The sequence below is a fragment of the Pseudoalteromonas sp. R86517 genome (assembly GCF_042466295.1).
GTDB classification, from domain to species: Bacteria; Pseudomonadota; Gammaproteobacteria; order Enterobacterales; family Alteromonadaceae; genus Pseudoalteromonas; species Pseudoalteromonas atlantica.
Map to the genome: position 1 here is coordinate 438,015 of NZ_JAXHCB010000001.1, position 22,559 is coordinate 460,573.

Annotated in this window: 3 protein-coding genes; all 3 read left to right on the forward strand. The window is 44.6% G+C overall.

Annotation, left to right across the window (positions count from 1 at the left end; genetic code table 11):
• Genes SJY38_RS02010 through SJY38_RS02020 form a run of 3 tightly spaced genes read left to right on the forward strand, consistent with a single transcriptional unit; the run spans position 1 to position 22,552 of the window.
• Complete coding sequence (locus tag SJY38_RS02010; RefSeq protein WP_377109220.1) at positions 1 to 19,128, forward strand: Ig-like domain-containing protein; 19,128 nt, start codon at positions 1 to 3, stop codon at positions 19,126 to 19,128.
• Positions 19,125 to 21,245 carry an ATP-binding cassette domain-containing protein gene (locus SJY38_RS02015; RefSeq protein ID WP_377109221.1) on the forward strand — a complete coding sequence of 707 codons (2,121 nt, stop codon included), beginning with the start codon at positions 19,125 to 19,127 and terminating at the stop codon, positions 21,243 to 21,245. The genes SJY38_RS02010 and SJY38_RS02015 overlap by 4 nt, the downstream gene beginning before the upstream one ends.
• Entirely contained in the window at positions 21,245 to 22,552 is a 1,308-nt protein-coding gene (locus tag SJY38_RS02020; protein ID WP_377109222.1) for an HlyD family type I secretion periplasmic adaptor subunit, read from the forward strand. Before SJY38_RS02015 ends, SJY38_RS02020 begins: the two co-directional genes overlap by 1 nt.
• Positions 22,553 to 22,559: the final 7 nt, after the last annotated feature.

Sequence of the window (22,559 nt, forward strand, 5' to 3'; positions counted from 1 at the left end):
TTGGAAAATATAAGTAAAGCTGTTGTTATTGTCGAACTACTAAGTGATGTCTGGGTTGTTATGGATAATGGAGATTGGGTCAAGGTAGACTCTATACCAGAGCAATTTGCCGATCTGCCTGTGTTAAATAGCAGCGACATTGCGCTAGAGGGGAACGAGCTGGTTTTTTCTGAAGCCAGTGAACAGCTTGTTGTACCTCAAGATATTATTTCACAGCTTGTATCGGATTTAAGCCAAAATAGTACCTTTGACGCCCGCAGCAATACCAGTAGCGTTACATCTTTATCTTCAAGTGATGCTAATGAAGCTCAAGTGGCCTATCAACTTATTGCTCGCCAAGGGCAGGAACTTGTTCCTGAATCAGGCTATGAAACAACACCTACCGAAACAACAGAAGAAGAAGATCCTAATTTTATTGAGTTTAGACCCGACCCTATTTTTACTGTAGGTCAGCTCGGTGGCGATGGTGTGTTTATTAATAAATACGATGCTGTGGCTTTGGAATTTTCCGGTACTGTTGAAAATGTACCCGATGGCTCGTTAGTACAAATAGTTTTAAGTGATAGCGACGGCAACGAAATAATTGTTACAACCGAAGTGCAAGATGGTGTTTGGTCTGTAACAAATATTGATATTACTGCTCTAAATGATGGTGAAGTGACTGCAACGGTTTCTCTTGTAGGGGGCAACGAAGATGATGCAGCCAGTGAAACTAAAGTAAAAGATACTCAAGCAGATATTTTTATTGATTTTGAGGATGGCTTAAACACTAATCAACCAATTGATTTTGAAGGTGAAGTGCAAGATGTGCAAGATGGACAGCTGGTAACAGTGACCATTTTTGATGCGCAAGGTAACCCTATAACAACGTATGAGGCAACAGTCACTAATGGTCAATGGAGTGTTGGCCCTGAGCCTTTTGCCGATTTACCGGATGGAAATTACACCATACAAGTTAGTACCATTGATGAAGCGGGTAATGACACGCAAACTCAAAAATCATTTTCAAAAGATACTACGGCCATTATAACAATAGACGTTAATGAAACCGAAGATGGCGTAATAAATAACTCAGAAAACGTAGTACAAGTAAGCGGAACAGTTGAAGGTATTGAAGATGGTCAAACAGTCTTAGTAACCTTAACAGACATAGATGGCAATGAAGTGAGTGTTGAGGCTGTTGTTGAAAATGGCCAGTACCAATTAGAAGTCGATATTTCTTCGTTAAGTGATGGAGAGATCACAGCAACCGCACAAGCACAAGATTTATTAGGTAACGAAAGCACCGCGTCTCAGGTTATTTCACATGATAAAACAGCACAGCTCACCGTCGAAATAGACTCAACACAAGATGGCGTTATCAATAGCGAAGAAGAGAGTAACGTAACTGTACGAGGGGTAGTAACTGGTATTGAAGACGGCCAAACAGTGACTGTTGTATTGAGTGACGGTGTTAACCCTCCAATTACATTAACGGCAATCGTAGTTAATGGCAGTTATGAAATAGCCGGTGTTGATATTTCATCGTTAAATGATGGCACTATTAGTGCAAATGCAACTGCTCAAGATATTTCAGGAAACCCAGCAAGCGCGAGCGATGAAGCGCAATATGACAGCTCTGTTGCAACAAGCATAGTAGCACAAGATATTGATGGGGTTATTAATAGCGCCGAGCAAAATAATGTACAACTTAGTGGCTCGGTTACAGATATTGAGCCAGGCCAATTAGTTACCGTTACTTTTACGGATAGTAATAATCAGCAAGTAGTAGTAACAGCTGAAGTTGATGCTGATGGGAATTGGCAAATTAGCGGTGATATTGAATCTTTAGCTGATGGCGAAATCTCAGCGCAAATAAGTATTTTTGATGCAGCTGGAAATGAGGCCACTCAAGAGGTTACTTTTGCAAAAGACACTCAAAGCACGCTAACACTTAATATTGATAAAACTGAAGATGGCGTTATAAATGGCAGCGCTGAAAACACCGATATTTCGCTTAGCGGCATAGTAAATGGTGTTGAAGATGGCCAAGAAGTTACCATTATATTTACAGACTCTGTAGGCAATGAAGTGGTTGTTACCGCAATTGTTGAAAATGGTAATTACGCGCTTTCAGGTGTGGATATTTCTGCACTTAATGATGGCGATATTTCGGTATCAGCAAGTGTGCTTGATACAGCTGGAAATACCGCAGTTGCAGAAGATTCTTTTGAAATAGATAACAGCGCATTAATAACTGCATCAATAGATAAAACAGATGATGGAGTGATTAACGGGCAAGACGACGATCTTCGCGATAATGTTAATACAGCAGAAAATGCAGGTGTGGTTGTACGCGGTACTGTAGAAGATGTTGAAGATGGCCAAATAGTTACTGTAACGTTGAGCGACGGTATTAACCCTCCGGTAATTACTCAGGCTGTAGTTCAAAATGGTCAATATGTTACAGAGCCAATGGACGCAACAGGCTTAAATGATGGCACTATGATCGCCACAGCAGAGGTTGCAGATGCAGCCGGTAACCCTATTAGTGCCCAAGATAATGTTGAAATAGACACAACTGCAGCAATCACAACTAGCATTGATAAAACAGCTGATTCGGTTATTAATGGCAGTAACGAAAATCAAGAAATTGTTGTGCGTGGCACCGTGAGTGGCATTGAAGATGGCCAAGTTGTAACTATCACCCTAAGGGATGGTGTAAACCCAGATATAGCTGTGCAAGCAATTGTACAAAATGGTGAATATGTCACAGCTCCTATAGATGCAAGCTCTTTAAACGATGGCGATATTGTGGCAAGAGCCGACGTCTCTGATTTAGCTGGCAATGAAGCCACAGCAAGAGACACCGTTGAAATAGACAAATTAGCAGACATTACAACCAACATTGATAAAACAGCCGACGGTGTTATTAACGGCAGCGGCGAAAGTGCAGCCATTGTTGTACGCGGTACTGTAGAAGATGTAGAAGATGGCCAAATAGTTACTGTAACAATAAGCGATGGCGTTAACCCTGCGGTGACTACAACTGCAACCGTGATCAATGGTGAATATGTAACAACTCCTATTGATGCAAGTAGCTTAAACGACGGCACATTAACCGCTACTGCAAGTGTATCTGATATCGCGGGCAACCCTGTAAGCGCACAAGATAGCGTTGAGCTCGATAACACTGCCGCCATTACCACAAGCATTGATAAAACAGCCGATGGCGTTATTAACGGTAACGGCGAAAGTGCAGCCATTGTTGTGCGTGGAACAGTTAGCGATGTTGAAGATGGTCAAACAGTTACGGTTACTATTAGCGATGGTGTTAACCCACCGGTTGAAGTGCAAGCCATTGTAGAAAATGGCGAATATGTAACAACTCCTATTGATGCAAGCAGCTTAAACGACGGCACATTAACGGCCACTGCTACAGCGTCTGATTTAGCTGGTAACCCTGTAAGTGCGCAAGATAGCGTTGAGCTCGATAACACTGCCGCCATTATCACAAGCATTGATAAAACAGCCGATGGCGTTATTAACGATAACGGCGAAAGTGCAGCCATTGTTGTGCGCGGAACAGTTAGCGATGTTGAAGATGGCCAAACTGTTACTGTTATTATCAGCGATGGTACAAACCAAGTTGAAACCACGGCGCTTGTGCAAATCGGCGAATACGTTACCGATCCGATTGATGCAAGCGCACTAAATGACGGGACACTCACCGCCACAGCTAGCGTGTCTGATGTGGCTGGCAATCCAATTTCAGCACAAGATGCAGTTGAGCTTGATAACACAGCAGTTATTACAACCAGCATTGATAAAACAGCCGACGGCGTGATTAATGGCAACGGCGAAAGCGCCGCCATGGTTATACGTGGCACAGTGACTGATGTTGAAGACGGCCAAACTGTTACCATCACTTTGAGCGATGGTATAAACGCGCCAATTGAAGTTCAAGCAACCGTTCAAAATGGCGAGTATGTTACTGATCCGATTGATGCAAGCGCATTAAACGATGGCACACTCACCGCTACCGCCAGCGTATCCGATGTGGCAGGTAACCCTGTAAATGCGCAAGATAGCGTAGAACTTGATAACACCGCAGTGATCACAACTAGTATTGATAAAACAGCCGACGGCGTGATTAACGGCAACGGCGAAAGCGCCGCCATGGTTATACGTGGCACAGTGACTGATGTTGAAGATGGTCAAACCGTGACGGTGATCATCAGTGATGGCACAAACCAAGTTGAAACCACGGCACTTGTACAAAACGGCGAATACGTTACCGACCCGATTGACGCAAGCGCATTAAATGACGGCACGCTCACCGCTACAGCAAGCGTGTCAGATTTAGCGGGTAACCCTGTAAACGCGCAAGATAGCGTAGAACTTGATAACACCGCAGCGCTCACAACCAGCATTGATAAAACCGCCGACGGCGTGATTAATGGTAATGGCGAAAGCGCCGCTATGGTCGTGCGCGGCACGGTGAGCGATGTAGAAGACGGTCAAACCGTGACGGTGATCATCGGTGATGGCACAAACCAAGTTGAAACCACAGCGCTTGTGCAAAACGGCGAATACGTTACCGATCCGATTGATGCAAGCGCATTAAACGACGGGACACTCACCGCCACAGCTAGCGTGTCTGATGTGGCTGGCAATCCAATTTCAGCACAAGATGCAGTTGAGCTTGATAACACAGCAGTTATTACAACCAGCATTGATAAAACAGCCGACGGCGTGATTAATGGCAACGGCGAAAGCGCCGCCATGGTTATACGTGGCACAGTGACTGATGTTGAAGACGGCCAAACTGTTACCATCACTTTGAGCGATGGTATAAACGCGCCAATTGAAGTTCAAGCAACCGTTCAAAATGGCGAGTATGTTACTGATCCGATTGATGCAAGCGCACTAAACGACGGCACACTCACTGCTACCGCCAGCGTATCCGATGTGGCAGGTAACCCTGTTACAGCTGAGGATACAGTTGAACTTGACAACACCGCAGCGATCACAACCAGCATTGATAAAACCGCCGACGGCGTGATTAATGGCAACGGCGAAAGCGCCGCCATGGTCGTGCGTGGTACTGTGACTGATGTGGAAGACGGCCAAACTGTGACGGTGATCATCAGTGATGGCACAAACCAAGTTGAAACCACGGCGCTTGTACAAAACGGCGAATACGTCACCGATCCGATTGATGCAAGCGCACTAAACGATGGCACACTCACCGCCACAGCCAGCGTATCCGATGTGGCAGGTAACCCTGTAAACGCGCAAGATAGCGTCGAACTTGATAACACCGCAGCGATCACAACTAGTATTGATAAAACCGCCGATGGCGTGATTAATGGTAATGGCGAAAGCGCCGCCATGGTCGTGCGTGGGACGGTGAGCGATGTAGAAGACGGTCAAACCGTGACGGTGATCATCGGTGATGGCACAAACCAAGTTGAAACCACAGCGCTTGTGCAAAACGGCGAATACGTTACCGATCCGATTGATGCAAGCGCATTAAACGACGGGACACTCACCGCCACAGCTAGCGTGTCAGATGTGGCTGGCAATCCAATTTCAGCACAAGATGCAGTTGAGCTTGATAACACAGCAGTTATTACAACCAGCATTGATAAAACAGCCGACGGCGTGATTAATGGCAACGGCGAAAGCGCCGCCATGGTTATACGTGGCACAGTGACTGATGTTGAAGACGGCCAAACTGTTACCATCACTTTGAGCGATGGTATAAACGCGCCAATTGAAGTTCAAGCAACCGTTCAAAATGGCGAGTATGTTACTGATCCGATTGATGCAAGCGCATTAAACGATGGCACACTCACCGCTACCGCCAGCGTATCCGATGTGGCAGGTAACCCTGTAAATGCGCAAGATAGCGTAGAACTTGATAACACCGCAGTGATCACAACTAGTATTGATAAAACAGCCGACGGCGTGATTAACGGCAACGGCGAAAGCGCCGCCATGGTTATACGTGGCACAGTGACTGATGTTGAAGATGGTCAAACCGTGACGGTGATCATCAGTGATGGCACAAACCAAGTTGAAACCACGGCACTTGTACAAAACGGCGAATACGTTACCGACCCGATTGACGCAAGCGCACTAAACGATGGCACACTCACCGCCACAGCCAGCGTATCCGATGTGGCAGGTAACCCTGTAAACGCGCAAGATAGCGTAGAACTTGATAACACCGCAGCGATCACAACTAGTATTGATAAAACCGCCGACGGCGTGATTAATGGTAATGGCGAAAGCGCCGCTATGGTCGTGCGCGGCACGGTGAGCGATGTAGAAGACGGTCAAACCGTGACGGTGATCATCAGTGATGGCACAAACCAAGTTGAAACCACAGCGCTTGTGCAAAACGGCGAATACGTTACCGATCCGATTGATGCAAGCGCATTAAACGACGGGACACTCACCGCCACAGCTAGCGTGTCTGATGTGGCTGGCAATCCAATTTCAGCACAAGATGCAGTTGAGCTTGATAACACAGCAGTTATTACAACCAGCATTGATAAAACAGCCGACGGCGTGATTAATGGCAACGGCGAAAGCGCCGCCATGGTTATACGTGGCACAGTGACTGATGTTGAAGACGGCCAAACTGTTACCATCACTTTGAGCGATGGTATAAACGCGCCAATTGAAGTTCAAGCAACCGTTCAAAATGGCGAGTATGTTACTGATCCGATTGATGCAAGTGCACTAAACGACGGCACACTCACTGCTACCGCCAGCGTATCCGATGTGGCAGGTAACCCTGTTACAGCTGAGGGTACAGTTGAACTTGATAACACCGCAGCGATCACAACCAGCATTGATAAAACCGCCGACGGCGTGATTAATGGCAACGGCGAAAGCGCCGCTATGGTCGTGCGTGGTACTGTGACTGATGTGGAAGACGGCCAAACCGTGACGGTGATCATCAGTGATGGCACAAACCAAGTTGAAACCACGGCACTTGTACAAAACGGCGAATACGTCACCGATCCGATTGATGCAAGCGCACTAAACGATGGCACACTCACCGCCACAGCCAGCGTATCCGATGTGGCAGGTAACCCTGTAAACGCGCAAGATAGCGTAGAACTTGATAACACCGCAGCGATCACAACTAGTATTGATAAAACCGCCGACGGCGTGATTAATGGTAATGGCGAAAGCGCCGCTATGGTCGTGCGCGGCACGGTGAGCGATGTAGAAGACGGTCAAACCGTGACGGTGATCATCGGTGATGGCACAAACCAAGTTGAAACCACAGCGCTTGTGCAAAACGGCGAATACGTTACCGATCCGATTGATGCAAGCGCATTAAACGACGGGACACTCACCGCCACAGCTAGCGTGTCAGATGTGGCTGGCAATCCAATTTCAGCACAAGATGCAGTTGAGCTTGATAACACAGCAGTTATTACAACCAGCATTGATAAAACAGCCGACGGCGTGATTAATGGCAACGGCGAAAGCGCCGCCATGGTTATACGTGGCACAGTGACTGATGTTGAAGACGGCCAAACTGTTACCATCACTTTGAGCGATGGTATAAACGCGCCAATTGAAGTTCAAGCAACCGTTCAAAATGGCGAGTATGTTACTGATCCGATTGATGCAAGCGCATTAAACGATGGCACACTCACCGCTACCGCCAGCGTATCCGATGTGGCAGGTAACCCTGTAAATGCGCAAGATAGCGTAGAACTTGATAACACCGCAGTGATCACAACTAGTATTGATAAAACAGCCGACGGCGTGATTAACGGCAACGGCGAAAGCGCCGCCATGGTTATACGTGGCACAGTGACTGATGTTGAAGATGGTCAAACCGTGACGGTGATCATCAGTGATGGCACAAACCAAGTTGAAACCACGGCACTTGTACAAAACGGCGAATACGTTACCGACCCGATTGACGCAAGCGCACTAAACGATGGCACACTCACCGCCACAGCCAGCGTATCCGATGTGGCAGGTAACCCTGTAAACGCGCAAGATAGCGTAGAACTTGATAACACCGCAGCGATCACAACTAGTATTGATAAAACCGCCGACGGCGTGATTAATGGTAATGGCGAAAGCGCCGCTATGGTCGTGCGCGGCACGGTGAGCGATGTAGAAGACGGTCAAACCGTGACGGTGATCATCAGTGATGGCACAAACCAAGTTGAAACCACAGCGCTTGTGCAAAACGGCGAATACGTTACCGATCCGATTGATGCAAGCGCATTAAACGACGGGACACTCACCGCCACAGCTAGCGTGTCTGATGTGGCTGGCAATCCAATTTCAGCACAAGATGCAGTTGAGCTTGATAACACAGCAGTTATTACAACCAGCATTGATAAAACAGCCGACGGCGTGATTAATGGCAACGGCGAAAGCGCCGCCATGGTTATACGTGGCACAGTGACTGATGTTGAAGACGGCCAAACTGTTACCATCACTTTGAGCGATGGTATAAACGCGCCAATTGAAGTTCAAGCAACCGTTCAAAATGACGAGTATGTTACTGATCCGATTGATGCAAGTGCACTAAACGACGGCACACTCACTGCTACCGCCAGCGTATCCGATGTGGCAGGTAACCCTGTTACAGCTGAGGGTACAGTTGAACTTGATAACACCGCAGCGATCACAACCAGCATTGATAAAACCGCCGACGGCGTGATTAATGGCAACGGCGAAAGCGCCGCTATGGTCGTGCGTGGTACTGTGACTGATGTGGAAGACGGCCAAACCGTGACGGTGATCATCAGTGATGGCACAAACCAAGTTGAAACCACGGCACTTGTACAAAACGGCGAATACGTCACCGATCCGATTGATGCAAGCGCACTAAACGATGGCACACTCACCGCCACAGCCAGCGTATCCGATGTGGCAGGTAACCCTGTAAACGCGCAAGATAGCGTAGAACTTGATAACACCGCAGCGATCACAACTAGTATTGATAAAACCGCCGACGGCGTGATTAATGGTAATGGCGAAAGCGCCGCTATGGTCGTGCGCGGCACGGTGAGCGATGTAGAAGACGGTCAAACCGTGACGGTGATCATCAGTGATGGCACAAACCAAGTTGAAACCACAGCGCTTGTGCAAAACGGCGAATACGTTACCGATCCGATTGATGCAAGCGCATTAAACGACGGGACACTCACCGCCACAGCTAGCGTGTCTGATGTGGCTGGCAATCCAATTTCAGCACAAGATGCAGTTGAGCTTGATAACACAGCAGTTATTACAACCAGCATTGATAAAACAGCCGACGGCGTGATTAATGGCAACGGCGAAAGCGCCGCCATGGTTATACGTGGCACAGTGACTGATGTTGAAGACGGCCAAACTGTTACCATCACTTTGAGCGATGGTATAAACGCGCCAATTGAAGTTCAAGCAACCGTTCAAAATGGCGAGTATGTTACTGATCCGATTGATGCAAGCGCACTAAACGACGGCACACTCACTGCTACCGCCAGCGTATCCGATGTGGCAGGTAACCCTGTTACAGCTGAGGATACAGTTGAACTTGATAACACCGCAGCGATCACAACCAGCATTGATAAAACCGCCGACGGCGTGATTAATGGCAACGGCGAAAGCGCCGCTATGGTCGTGCGTGGTACTGTGACTGATGTGGAAGACGGCCAAACCGTGACGGTGATCATCAGTGATGGCACAAACCAAGTTGAAACCACGGCACTTGTACAAAACGGCGAATACGTCACCGATCCGATTGATGCAAGCGCACTAAACGATGGCACACTCACCGCCACAGCCAGCGTATCCGATGTGGCAGGTAACCCTGTAAACGCGCAAGATAGCGTCGAACTTGATAACACCGCAGCGATCACAACTAGTATTGATAAAACCGCCGATGGCGTGATTAATGGCAACGGTGAAAGCGCCGCCATGGTCGTGCGCGGCACGGTGAGCGATGTAGAAGACGGTCAAACCGTGACGGTGATCATCAGTGATGGCACAAACCAAGTTGAAACCACGGCGCTTGTACAAAACGGCGAATACGTTACCGATCCGATTGATGCAAGCGCACTAAACGATGGCACACTCACTGCCACAGCCAGCGTATCCGATGTGGCAGGCAATCCAATTTCAGCACAAGATGCAGTCGAGCTTGATAACACCGCAGTTATTACAACCAGCATTGATAAAACCGCCGACGGCGTGATTAATGGCAACGGCGAAAGCGCCGCCATGGTCGTGCGCGGTACAGTAACCGATGTAGAAGATGGCCAAACCGTGACGGTGATCATCAGTGATGGCACAAACCAAGTTGAAACCACGGCGCTTGTGCAAAACGGCGAATACGTTACCGATCCGATTGATGCCAGTAGCCTAGATGATGGTACGCTCAGCGCTACAGCTACGGTAAGTGATATAGCAGGCAATAACGCAACAGATACAGATACAGTGACTCATGATAAAACAGCTGTGACCAGTATTGATGTGGCAACCGGCGATGATGCATTTATTAATACCGCAGAGCAAGAAAACGTAGTAGTAAGCGGTGTAATAGAAGAAGCAGATACAAGCCAAACTGCCACGGTTGTCTTTACCGATGTGAACGGAGACAAAGTCACTGTTGAAAACGTAGCTATTGATGCAGATGGTGAATGGCAAATAGCGGCTACGGATATTTCAACGCTAGCAGATGGTGAAATTACAGCAAGTGTTAGCGCATTAGATGTTGAAGGCAATTTAGCCACAAACGAAACCAGCTTTACTAAAGACACCACAGTTGCCGTAACGGTAGATATAAACGATACAAGTGACAACGTAATAAACGGCAATGGTGAAAACACCAATGTTGAAATCACTGGAACTACAACCGGCGTTGAAGATAACCAAACAGTCACGGTGGTTGTAAAGGATGCAGCGGGTAATGAGCGCAGCTTTGAAGCGACGGTTATTAATAATGCCTACACGATTATCGGTGCTGATTTATCAGGGCTAGATGACGGTACATTAACAGCCACAGCCACCGTAAGTGATGTTGCAGGCAATACCGCAACCGATACAGACACAGCCATTCACGATAAAACCGCAGCAACCACCATTGAAATGGCAGCAGGCGATGACGTTGTTAATACTGATGAGCAGGGTAATGTTGTAGTAAGCGGTGTAATAGAAGAGGCTGATGAAAATCAAACCGCCACGGTGGTCTTTACCGATGTAAATGGTGACAAAGTCACAGTCGAAAATGTAGTTATTAATGCCGCGGGTGAGTGGTCAATCAACGCCACTGATATATCAGAACTTGCTGATGGAGAGATTACCGCAGAAGTGAGCGCACTTGATATTGAGGGCAATTTAGCGACTAATTCAACAACTTTCACTAAAGACACCACCATTAATATTGATATTGATACTGGTGAAAGCGGCATTAACAGTAGATCATTTAAAGACGGTGAAGTAACCACGTTAAATGGTACAACCGATGCTGAACCAGGTTCTATCGTTACACTTACGATTTTTGATGGCACTACTAGTGAAATAGTGACTGCAGCAGTAGCAAATGGTGGAACTTGGACTGTTAACGGTATAGATGTATCTGAGCTTGATGATACACAGTCGTGGACTATTACAGCAACCGTTACCGATTCTGCAGGAAACACAGCGCAAGATATCGCACCCACATTAGATGCGCTTGATAGCCAAACATTAAACGAAAGTAATACTGCAAGTGGTGGCACAAGCTCAGCGACTAGTTCAATAGAAATAGATAACGCTGACCTTACATTAAGTACAAATCAATCTGGCCTTGAAGGCTTAACGGTAGATGGAAACCCTGTAACTGTTACCTTAGCAAATGATGGTTTATCGTTAGAAGTTAAAGACTCTCAAGGCAACTTAGTGTTAAGTGTGGCGCTTGCTGGCGGTGAGCTTACTACCACGTTACATGCCCCCATTGATCATGAAAGTGAAAGTTTACTAACAGATATTTTTGTCGATGCGCTGCAAACAGATGCCGATGGCACAACCGAGCTTGTCGTTGTACCAACATCCGTTACGATTACCGACTCAGCCCCACAAAGCAGTGACGACAGCTTTTCAGTCACCGAAGCAGACACTGATGCAGGTAGAGTATCAACAGGTAGCTTAGTCATTAACGACAGTGTAGTAGAGGGCGAGCCAACCGTTACAAGCGTTACATTTAATGGCACTGACTATGATGACATAACAGCCGATACACCTGCAATAATAGTAACCGATGAAGGCACGTTAACGGTTAACAGTGATGGCACTTGGAGCTTTAACGCACTAGATAATCGTGATTCAACCCCTTCACCACAGTTTACTATTGAATACACAATAGCAGATCGCGACGGTGTAGGTAGCTCTACCAGTACAGCTACATTTACAGTACAAGATGGCAGTGCGGGCAGTTTTACTAACCAAGCAACCACCTACACTGAAAGTGACTACGGCGTTATTACCACGAATAACAAATCCTTTGATGTTGTAGCAGGCTCTGATGCATTAGTTGCCGATTCAATCACCTTTGATGACACTATTGCAAGTTTAGATTCGCTTAACTTAACAAGTTCAGGCTCTGCTATTACCTTTGTTTTAAGTGAAGACGGAAAAACAATTACAGGCTCAGCTAATGGCAGCGAAGTTATTCGCTTTAGCGTAAGTGCAACGCAAGATGCAAATGGCAAAGATTTAGATGCTAAGGTTCAAACAACAGTAAGCTTACCCCTTGATAACCCTAATGGAGAGAATATTGATTTTGCGCTTTCTATTAATGGGGAGGACAGTGATGGTACAGCAATCAGCGGTGCGGGTAACGTAACCATAACCGTTCAAGATGGCGGTGGGCCTCAAGTTGAAGATACCTCAGAAACACCTATTAGCATTGACGAAAGTGGTTTAGACCCCGCTAATAACACCACCGTATCTCAGCAAGGTACCGTGAGCACAACAGTTGGCAGTGACACAATTACATCGCTAGCATTCTCTAGTGATTCACAACCAAATTTAACTGCCGGTGGTGTCGCGCTCGTATACACTTTAAGTGATGATGGAAGAACGATAACGGCAAATACTGGCGAAGGTACAGAAACAATTTTTGTAGCGACGTTACCCGACATTAATGGCACGAGTAATCAAAACTTAACATACGAGTTTACGCTTTACCGTCCATTTGACAACACAATAGAAGGTACCGGCGTACCATTGCAAGTCGAAGTGATCGATAATGATGGGGACAGTAATACGACCACATTAAACATTACCGTTAATGATGGCGGGGCAGAGCATACTCAAAATGATATTACTTTAAATGTTTCTGAAACACCTAACAGCGTGGCTGACAATAACGAAGATGGAGATGGCCAAGCAAATACTGATACTGATACCTCATTTACAGTAACAGCAGGTCTTGATGATGTAGTGGACATGCAAGTTAGTATTACTGATGGGGCAGCAGTGCTTGATAGTAATGGTAATCAGCTAACGCAAACTACGCTCGATGAAAACGGTAATGCTGTCACCACAAATATTGTTTGGCAAGTTAATAGCGACGGTACCGCACAAGGTATTTTAGAAGGCACTTCAACCGAGGTCTTTAAAATCACTTTACCAGATGTGAATGTTGATGCACAAACCTCTGCCACCTATGCTATTTCATTCGAAATTTCAGGTGCAATAGATCACACAGGTGATACCACAGATGCACCGCAAATAGTGATTCCAGTGTACACAGAAGATACCGATGGTTCACAAGTTACAAGTAATGTTACGGTGACATTAAACGACGGTACCGACCCTGTAATAGCTAACTCAGCTACAAGTGTTGATGAAGCTAACCTTAGAGGTAATGACTCAATAACGGCAACAGGGCAAATTAGTGTTACCCAAGGCTCTGACGAGATTATTGAGATTAAGCTTGTAGATGACTTTATAACAACCTTTAACAACGAAGGTTACGTTACTGCAGATGGAAATAATGCAATTACATTAAACGATAAAAACGCTGATGGCTGGTATATCGCTACAGCAAATGGCGAAGATGTTTTACGCGTTAAATTTAATCCTGATGGCTCTTACACTTACGAGCAATTTACAGCAATAGAACATCCTGATGCTAACGGAGCCAATACGAAGGATATTAGCTTTGATGTAACAGCTGTTGATGCTGATGGCGATACAAATAACGCGTCAGTAACTATTTCAATAACAGATGATACACCAACAATTGATGCAAACCCTGTTGAAGTCAATTTAGTCGAGGGGCAAAGCACGACTATTGATTTATTAGACACAAACAGCAATGACTTTGTAGGCAATGATAATAACCCAGGCGCTGATGGTGCCAAACTGTCTTCATTTAATTACGGTGGTACTGAATATACTGCGTTTGATTCAGGCAGTGATACCAACGGTAGCTATAAAGAAGTGGCTCTGCAAGATGAAAATGGTAACGATACTCAAGGTACATTGAGAGTATACGAAAGTGGTAAAGTGGTATTTGATACATCTGCATTTGATCAAACAGCAAGTGTTGATTTTAATGAACAAATTACTTACAACGTCATAGATAATGATGGTGATGAAGTGACAGGTTCGATTATCGAACTGACCACTAGTGATGCTGAAGGTTCGATGAGCGTAACAGCACAAAATATCCGTGAAGATGCAACTGATGATAATGGCATTGTAAACTCAGCGCGTAGCCAAATCACAATAAGTATTGACCGGGGAGACATAGATCAAAACGAAACAGTGAGTGAAATTAGAATAGAAGTTGCCTCTTTACAAGGCGGTGAACTTTACCTCAATGACGCTTTAGCAACGGATAACGCTAACGTTTCGATTGTTGATGGCTACTATGTATTCACTGGCGATACGATTACAATTAACGCTGATGATACAGTGACAATAAGTGACTTATTTTTTCAACCTGCGCAAAATAGTTCAGATGAAACCCAATCTGTAACTGTAAATATAGAGGCGACAATTGGCATCGGCAGTGCCTCTAGAGAGTTGTCGGCTAGTGATACTATTGCCGTTGAGTCAGTGGCCGACACCCCTGATTGGGATGGCACAAACGATTACAGTTACACAACAGCAGAAGATACCGAAGCTACTATTAATATTGGCGCTTCACTGCAAGATACAGATGGTTCAGAAACACTCACTTATATAATTAATAATATACAAGAGGGCTTAATTGTTAGTGCCGATGGCCGTGAACTATCAAACGGTGATGAAATAACCGCAGCAGAGGCACAAAGCTTAACTGCAATTGGCGAAGAGCATGTAGCAGGCACGTTTACTTTTGATATTACTGCAGTTGCTACTGAAGCTGAAAATGATGATAGTGCATCATCAATCACGCGAGAGGTAGAGGTTAAAATAACCCCTGTTGCTGATGAACCTCGCTTATTTGTGCGAAACCAAACCGTAGATGAAGATACGCTCACCCCAGCTATCGATTTATTTAGTGGTTTACTTGTAGATGAAGATGGCTCAGAAACACTTCGTTTTGAAGTTGAATTACCAGAAGGTTTTGAGCTCGTAGATGAAAATGGAAATGTATTAACTCAAGATACAGATGGAAATTGGCTAGTAAGTGATACAGAGCTGCAAGCAGGGAACATATTCTTAAAACAAAAAGAAGATGCCAGTCGTGCAACCGATGCTACATTTGACATTACGGTTACAGCCATAGCAACAGAAACCAGCACCGGTGAAGAAGCACGTACACAGCCAGATACTCTACAATTAACTGTTATAGGTAAAATAGATCCGCCAGAGCTAGATGAAGAAAATAGCAATGATAACTGGGCATTTGCAGAGGTAGATGAAAACAACTTTACGCTGCAAAACACCCAAGGTACGGAAGATACTAACCTACGTTTAGACTTTTTAATTGTGACCTCTGATGTGGATCAGTCAGAAGCAATTAGCTTAGTTATTTCTGACTTACCAGACTCGGTAATGCTAGTTGATGTAAACGGCGACCCAGCAGATTTACCAATTGTTGGTACTGATGCTAACGGCAAGCCAATGTACAGCTTAACGGCTGCAGAGATGGAGAATTACTATTTAGCGCCTGTTGATGACTTTAGTGGTGAAGTTAACTTTAATATTAAAGTAGTTCCAACAGAAGCTGATGGTGATACTAATGATTACAACATTGCTGTAACCACAAACTTTAACCCAACAATCGACAATAATACGCAAAGCCTAGCAACAACGTCTGAGGGTAATGAAGATACACGCATTGCACTTAACTTTAATCCCGATTTAATCGACAGCGACGGGTCAGAAACAATAACAGGTGCCGTAATTACAGGCATACCAGCAAACACTACCTTGTATGTTGATGGCAACGAAGTGAGTGTAGGTAGCGGGTATGATTTAGCTGATTTAATTAATGACGAATACCCAACACTTGAGGATGTTTTAGCCAGCGATAGAGTGCGTTTACTGCCTGATGAGGATTTCTCAGGCACGCTTACTGTAGATGTACTTTATACCGTGACCGATACATCTGATGTAGGCAGTGTAAGTGAAGACATTAGTAGTCAAGTTACAGTAACCGTAAACGGGCAAGTCGATACCCAAAGCAGTGCCGAGCGCGATAATAGTGGTGCTGTTACCCGCCTTGAAGCAACCGATGAAACAATAACGAGCTCAAGCAGAACAATGAGCTTATCAGGTGCTGTTAGCTTTACAGAAGAAGATATTGATGGCTCTGAGGTTATTACTCATATAGAAATAATACTCCCTGATGGCGTAAATATAGAGGTGCTTCATCCAAATGGGGCGTACCCAGATGGCTCTGGCCGTTGGATTATACCTATTGATGCAGGTACAAGTGACACAGTACAAGATGTAATTAGTGACTTACTTGCTGATGTGACCTTAGAAGCGCAAAACTCTACGGGTGATATAGATGTTACTGTTAAAGCGCGCGTAGCCGATGGCAGTCACGCCGTATTATTAAGTGACAACTTTACCGTTAACTTTAGTGTAACAGGTGAAGGGAGCAGCTCAGAAGCTTCTGAAGTAGGGCAATTACAAATTTCAGTGGTTGATGCTGTAGAAGATGAAGTTGTTGATTTTACAGGCCATATTAATACCAGCTTGACTGATGATGAAAACGACACCGTGACTGTTTATATAAGTGCAGACAGCTTACCTGAAGGTCTTATTATTGAAGGTGATGGTGTTATCGCAATCCCTGGGGATGACGGTGAAGTTGCTGAGTATATTATTCCAGAAGAGTCGCTTGGCAACTTAAGCTTTACTAGTGCAGGCGATGACTACTCAGGGCAATTAATCATTCCGGTAACCATTATTGCAGTAGATGATGATAGTGGTGATGAGTATATTGATGACACTCAATCTTTAGAAATAGATGTAACCCCTGTCGCCGACGGTGGTGAGTTTAGCGCTGCTATTAACAAAATTAAAGAAGATAACCGCACTACAGCGCTTGGCTTAACGTTAGCATTAACCGATTTAAACCAAGTGGATGATGATTCAAACCCTCAGCAAAATGGGGGAGTTGAAGAGGTTGATTTCAGTCAGCCTATTACTATTACTTTACCGGACGGTGTGGGGCTATATGACCCTAATAATATGTTTACCGACAACGGCGATAACACATACACCTATAACGGGACAGAAGCAGAGTTTGCCGCTGCGCTTGCAGGTATTGGCGTTGAGCCAATTGAGGACCAATCAGGAACTGATATTGATATTCAAATAACGGCAACCATAGTTGATACCGCACAATTAAGTACAGGTACAGCTACAGCTACAACGCAAGTTACTAATACAATTAGTATTGCAGTAGAGGCGGTAACCGATGAAGCCGTATTAGCAGTGGCAGATGCACAAGGGAGCGAAGATGCCGATATAGCATTAGCAGGCTTAAGCGCGCTTCTAAAAGATGATGATGGCTCTGAAACTATATCAATTACTATTTCGGGCGTACCAAAAGATGCCGTACTAAAAGACGCTGATGGTAATTTACTTGTTAATAACGGTAAAGACGGTGGCACCTTTAATGGTGAAGACACCACAAGCTGGACCGTAACTGCAGAGCAATTAGCTGGTTTAATTATTGTACCGCCGCTTGATTTTAGTGGTGAGTTTGAATTAACCCTAAATGCGCTAACACAAGACGAATCACCTGGTGAAATTGTACAAACCTCAGCCTCGTTTATGGTTGTAGTAAACCCAGAAGCCGACGCATTGGATTTTTCTAAGCAGCCGTTTGAAAGCTACGACGGGCAAGAAGATGACACTATAACTATTGACCTTGAAGCATTTAGTGAAGAGGCTGATGGCTCAGAGACAATTCAGTTAACGGTTAATATAGCAGCCGATTCGGACAGTAGTGCTCTTGAGTATATTGACGGCGAAGCGTTTATTACTATTGGGAGTGAAACTGTATTCTTTACCAGTGATGGTAATGGCGGCTTTAGCGCAACAATTACAAGCGATAGCAGTTCAATAGAAAACTTTGACTTTAATGCCGGTGGTCTTGCGTTTGGTACATTGAACATGAGTGTCGATGTAGCAACAGTTGATAGCGCAGAAATTAATGGCGAAACAGTAACAAGTGTGGGTGATACACAATCATCAGAGTTTATTATTGAGTTAGAGCCTCAAGCTGATGCGCCTGTATGGACTGCCGCAAATGATGTTACAAGTAATTCAACCAACAATATTGCCCTAAACTTAGATGCAGACTTGCAAAACCCTGCAGCAGATGAAACCGGCTATATTGAAATTACCGGCTTACCTGATGGATACAGCTTTAACTTTGGAGAAAAAGTAGGTGATACGTGGACCGTTGATATTGCTGATATTGAAGCTCTCGAAATTATTGACGCCGATGCAGGTGATAGCTTCACGCTAACGCTCAATGCGTTTTCTACACTTAACGGTGAGACTCAACAAGCTCCCACCGAAGAGGTGGATGTGACAATTTCAGCTTCAGCAAGTAACACTTCAAGCTCAAGCGGCGCTCAAGCTCAATCATATAGTGAGGGCTCAAGTGGCAGCGACACTGCTTTTGCTCAAAGTATGAATGAAAGCCTAGACGGCGATCAAAACGTATGAAGTTAAATTTAAAACGAGAACAAATGCAGGCACTGGGCAAGCACATTGCTGATGCCCTGCATTTACGCCATCAAAGCGATAACTTGTTACTTGGTTTGCCTAGCAATGAATTTTCGGCGCATCATTTAGAACAAGCATTGAGTAATATTAATGTGAGCGCTCAGCAGCAAACTGCGCCTAAGCATTATGCTTATCCAGCTTTGGTACTCGATAAAGATGGCTATTTTTGGTTTTTTGAGAGTAAGGGACAAAGTACATTTAGCTCGCAAGATGGAGCGGAACCAAAGCAGTTAACTGATATTGATAAAGAGTTAATTTGGTATCTCTCTCACGAAGATGTAACCGATGAGCGCTCAGAAAAACTCCATACCCGTATCCCCGGTTGGCTAAGGCCTGCGTGGGATCAGGTAAAACCATTTTATAACTCATTATTATTGGCGTCACTAACGGTAAATTTACTCGCATTAGTAGTGCCACTATTTACTATGAATGTGTATGACCGTGTTGTACCCAATGCAGCGTTAGATACCTTATGGGTATTAGCAACGGGTGCCACAATAGCGATTATTTTTGACTGGTTGTTAAAGCAAGCAAGAGGGCATTTAACTGATGCCGCAGGCAGGCAAATAGATTTACGTATTAGCAGTATGTTGTACGCTAAAGTACTCGGTATGAGGCTTGAGCAACGCCCAGCCTCTGCAGGTGCCTACGCCAAACAAGTGCAAGACTTTGACAGTGTAAGGGAGTTTATTACTTCTGCCACATTGGTTTCTGTTATTGATTTACCTTTCACCTTATTGTTTTTAGCATTGATATTTTGGCTTGGGGGGTTGATTGTACTCATCCCTGTTGCTGTGCTCAGCATTGTTATTATTACAAGTATTGTATTACAAGCTAAATTAAATGAAAGCGTAGAGCAAGCCTCTAAGTTATCAACTCAGCGCCAAGCGTATTTAATTGAAAACTTAAACCAACTTGTTGAATTAAAACAGATGAACGGCCAGGCAAATGCGCAGCAAAAGCTTGAGCAAACACTCGCTCAAATGGTTGATTGGCAGAACAAGTCTCGCCATAGTGCTACAACGCTTACACATACCGTGGCAAGCTTAAGTCAATTTACTAGCATAGGCTTAATTGTATTTGGTGTTTACTTAATAAGTAATGGTGACATTAGTATGGGCGCACTGATTGCTATTGTTATGTTAAGTGGTCGAGCATCGGGGTCTATATCTTCGTTGGCTGGGCTTGTTTTAAAGTACAAACAAACGCAAACAGCTATTGAGTCAGTTAAAAATATAATGGCATTAGAGCAAGAGCAGCAAAGTGGCGAAAGTACAATTGATGCTTCTTTAAATGGCAATATTACAGCGCGTTATTTAAGTTTTCAGTACCATGAGCAAGAGCTCGAAGCTATTCATAATATTAATTTTGAAATAAAGCCAGGTGAAAAAATAGGCTTATATGGACGAGCAGGGTCAGGTAAGTCTACCTTACTGGCTATTATTGCAGGTCAATACAAAGCAACGTCTGGGCAACTACTAATAGATGACATTGACATAAAACACTGGTCTTTAAGTGCGTTACGTAGACAAAGCGGCTGGGTAGCACAAAGCCCAAGCCTATTTTATGGCACTGTGCTTGAGAATATCACGTTAGGCGCTCAAAACATCAACCCAACGGAGCTGACAAAAGCGCTTGTGCAATCAGGTGTGAGTCGCTTTATTGATCGCTTAGAGTCGGGACTTGAAACGCAAGTAGGCGAATTCGGCCGATTTTTATCTGGAGGACAACGACAAGCTGTTTGCATTGCTCGCGCAATATTACAAAGTGATAATTCATTACTCCTATTAGATGAGCCTTCCTCAGCTATGGATGAAGGGCATGAAAAACTATTAATTAAAACTTTAAAAGAGCGTACAGAAACTGTGGTTATTTCTAGCCACCGCAAAGAGATGCTCTCAATATGTGACAGGATTTTTGTTATAGACCATGGCCGATTAAAAAGTATAGAAACCCCCAAATCATTATTTAGCGAAAAAGTATCGGGCGGCGTAAAACTGGTGAGTAAAAAAGTGACGCGAGTAAGTAATGCCAATAGTGGGAGCGTGTCTAAATAATGGCTGATTTATATATGGGGCAGCTGCAAGCTGCAAAGCAAGCTAAGCGGTTGGTTATTATTGTTTTTATTTTGCTGTTTTTAGTCGTTTTGTGGGCCAAGTTTGCTAAGCTAGAAGAGGTAATTATTGGACAAGGCACTGTTATTCCTGTTCAGCGTGTACAAACAATAGAAAACCTCGACGGTGGCATATTAAAAGAAGTACTTGTACATGAGGGACAGTTAGTTGAAGTGGGCGACCCATTGCTTTTAATTGATGAAACTCGCTTTGCCGCAGCATTTGCTGAATCAAGCCAAGAGCGAGAGTCTTTACTTGCTAGGCGTAACCGCCTGTTAACAGAGCTTAAAAGTGTTGAACTTGATGATAAAAGTAGTTTTGGAGCCACAATTCAGCGCCTAGAAATACCACGAAAAGGCGTGTCGCCAGAAGTATATAGGCAAGCCTATAACACTTACACATCTCGTTTAACTCAGCTCGAGTCACAATTACAGCAGCGTACGCAAAGCTTATTGCAACAAGAGCAGGCAAGTAATGAACAACTGGCTAATATTTCAGCGTTAAAACAAAGCTTAAAGCTTACGAGTAGAGAGGTAGAGTTAACGCAAAGCGCAGTAGATGCTGGAGCCGTTGCTGAAATGGAACTGGTTAAGCTACAACGCGATGAAATTGCAATGAAAGGTGAACTAAACCAAGCTACGGCACTGCTACAGCAGCTTAGAGCAGCCAAAAGCCAGGTACTTGAAGAACGCAAAGCGATTGTATTTGATTATTTAGCCGATACACAAAATCAGTTAGATGAAGTGAGTAATGAACTTGCCAAAATTTCACAAAGTAGTAAAGCGCTTGAGGACAGGCTGTTAAAAGCACAGGTAAGAGCGCCTGTAAGAGGAACGGTTAAAAATATAGTCTCGCGTTCTATCGGCAGTGTCATCGACCCTGGTGAAGTTATGATGGAGATTGTCCCTCAAAATGATCAGCTCTTAATTGATACCAAAGTACAGCCTAAGGACATTGGCTTTATAAGAGTGGGTATGCCTGCAAAGGTAAAATTTACTGCATATGATTTTGTGATTTATGGCGGATTGGAAGGCGAGGTTACTTATATCAGCGCCGATGCTCAATATTTAGAAGACGGCACCGCTTATTACCAAGCTTTTATAAAAACCACCGTAAGTCAGATTGCTCAGCAGCCTATCATACCGGGTATGCAAACTCAGGTAGATATAATTACTGGGAAAAAAACTGTTTTAGATTACTGGTTAAAACCTTTGCTAAGAGCAAAGGCAAATGCCATGCGTGAACCATAATAGGAAT

What these genes read in the sequence shown, in the direction of transcription:
- SJY38_RS02015 (WP_377109221.1), top strand. Translation starts at nt 19,125, where the DNA reads ATGAAGTTAAATTTAAAACGAGAACAAATGCAGGCACTGGGCAAGCAC.
- SJY38_RS02020 (WP_377109222.1), top strand. Translation starts at nt 21,245, where the DNA reads ATGGCTGATTTATATATGGGGCAGCTGCAAGCTGCAAAGCAAGCTAAG.